Genomic DNA, 2,815 nt, shown 5'->3' with positions numbered 1-2,815 from the left:
GATTCTAGAAAACTGAACTTCCCTCAAAGGGACAATTATTCATTGAATTTCAATTATGGATTCAATCACAATTTTGAAATTGTCATTCCAATTAAATATGAAAATACAAGAATATCCTTTAGAACAAATTTAAAGGATTTTAATGAAAACCTTTTAATAGACTATAATTTGACTTCAAGATTATCAAGAATTTCCAGATTCAAATTGTCAAAGGATTACATTTCCTTTGACCAAGGAGACTCCATTCTAGTTAAAAGAAGAAGAAAATTCGATTTCATTTCAAATGAATTGAAGACTTCAGCTTCCATATTGGATGAAAAAAGGGAAGGTTGGCGTACAGGATTTGTTTTAAGAGCATTGCATTTGATTTCCTATCCATTCTTTAGAAATAAAAAGATCTGGATATTGATGGATTTGCCTTATTCTGCAGATGACAATGGATTGAAATTGTTTAAATACATAAATAAGATTAAGAACTTGGATGAAGATGAGTATGCTAAATTAGATTTGTCTAAAGATGAGATAATTGATTTAAAGAAGACAAAAGTCTATTTCGCTTTGGAGAAATCTTCAAGCCATTATGATAATGTATTGAGTTTGGAAAATGAATATATTGCAAGCTCCAATAGGGATAAGATTAGAAAGTTGATTGGATTGGATAAAGCAAGCAAGGAATATGAAGAAATTAAGCGTATAGGTAATGTAATCCCCTATAAATCCTTAAAGCATAGGCTTTATTCCTTATATGCTGAACTAATCGTTTCCTCTCATCCGGACAATAATATCATTTATCCGTTTTGGGGAAATTACCCTCATCTTGCTGGGCTGGTAAAATCAAAAACAGTCTTCCTGCAGCATGGAGTTACAAAGGATGATGTTTCATCATGGCTAAATAGCTTTGATAAGAACTTGGATTTATTGGTTACAGTTTCTGAAAGTGAAAGGGAATCATTCTTAAGCTCAAATTATGGATATGACGAAGAGATTATAAAGGTATTGGGTTTTCCAAGATTTGATTATCTTGAATCTCTTGAAGATAAAAGGGAAATAATCGTAATGCCTACTTGGAGAAGACAGTACCATAATTTTAAGGATGATGAGTTTAAGGAATCTGATTTCTTTAAAACATTCAATAGGCTTATCAATGACAATGATTTGCTTGATTATTTGGAGGAAAATGAATATAGATTAGTGTTTAAGCCACATCCGAATTTGAATAAATTCATCAAGTTATTTAATAAGGATAAGCGAGTGGATTTTGATTTGAATGATTTAAATAATAATCATGAAGGATATTCTTCAAGAAGATACAGCGATATCTTCAATCATTCCTCATTGATTGTAACAGATTTCTCTTCAGTCTCATTTGACTTTGCATATCTTAAAAAGCCTTTGATTTATTACCATTATGACAACGATTATCACTTTGACAGTGAAAGCGGATACTTCAAGTATGATGAGATGGGATTTGGGCCTGTTGTAAATGAACAGGATGATTTAATCAATGTCCTGAAGGGATATGTTGATTCCAATTGCAATATGGAAGATGTCTATAAATATAGGGTGGATAGTTTCTTTAAATATAACGATAAGGAAAATTGTAAAAGAGTTTATAAGGAGCTTGTAGAGTTGGATAAGTATTATTAAAATACTGCTAAAATATACATTAAGCATAGAAAGAATTATAAAGTTTACTTTTATAATAAATAATATACTCAAATTTTTATTGTTTAGGAGTTGTTAATATTTACATTAAGCATAGAATCTATGGAATGATTTTCAACATGTTTAGAATTTTTCCAGTAAAATACAATAGGGTTTCTTTCATTACTACTAAAAATGCTTCTTTTGAGAGCAATTTACGTTTTCTTGCAGAAGAGCTAAAGACTAGGGAAACCTCTAATGGGGAAAAATATGAATACTATTTCATTCCAAAAGATCAGTTTTCATTATCCAATATGAAAAGATTAGCGACTTCTAAATATGTCTTTTTAACAGACAATTTCTTTGCACTTGCATTTATGAACTTTAGCAAAAAAGCAAAGTTGATTCAATTATGGCATGGAACTGGATTGTTCAAGAAATTTGGTTATGATTTGTTGAATGATGATGAAAAGAAGGTCATGTTGAAGTTTTCAAACAAAATAACCAATCTTTTTGTCAGTTCTAAAAATGTGGTGGATATATATGCACGCAATTTTGCCATAGATAAGTCAAAGGTGATTCCACTTGGAATTCCTAGAAATGATTTTTATTCCAAAGAGCATTTGGATGATGAGTATATTTCCAATTTAAAGGCAGAATTTGAAAAGGAATATCCTAATATTAAGGATAAGAAAATAGTTCTTTATGCACCTACATTTAGGGAACATCCAGAGTATAATGCTGTTTTTAAATACTTTAATATAGAAAAGTTCATTGAAGAATTAGGTGATGAATATATCTTATGCATTAAGCTGCATCCAAATTACAATAAATTCACAGATAAAGACAATCAGATTGATTTGGATGAATTAAGCGATACCTATAATATTGTTAATTTCACTGAATTTAAGGATGAACAGAAGCTATTTTTGATTTCTGATATATTGATTACTGATTATTCTTCTGTTATGGTAGAGTATACCTTATTGAAAAGGCCTATAATCCTGTTTGTATATGATTTAGATAATTACCTTGAAAAAGAGAGGGGATTTTACTTCGATTATAGGGAAAAAGTTCCTGGGAACATAGTTCAAGATACTGATGAATTGATTGAAGTTATAAAAAATGAAAATTTTAATTTGAAAAACCTTGAAGAGTTTGCTAATTTCCA

Annotated in this window: 2 protein-coding genes; both read left to right on the top strand. The window is 29.7% G+C overall.

Translation table 11 applies throughout. The features are described from left to right. On the top strand, nucleotides 1-1,647 hold a 1,647-nt coding region (locus ACJMLB_RS05050), incomplete at its 5' end, for a CDP-glycerol glycerophosphotransferase family protein (protein WP_405324190.1). Nucleotides 1,648-1,784: 137 nt separating this feature from the next. Then, on the top strand, nucleotides 1,785-2,815 hold a 1,031-nt coding region (locus ACJMLB_RS05045), incomplete at its 3' end, for a CDP-glycerol glycerophosphotransferase family protein (RefSeq protein ID WP_405324188.1).

The sequence above is a fragment of the Methanobrevibacter sp. genome (genome assembly GCF_045114555.1).
Taxonomy (GTDB): domain Archaea; phylum Methanobacteriota; class Methanobacteria; order Methanobacteriales; family Methanobacteriaceae; genus Methanobrevibacter.
This window is presented reverse-complemented; position numbering and strand designations above follow the sequence as displayed.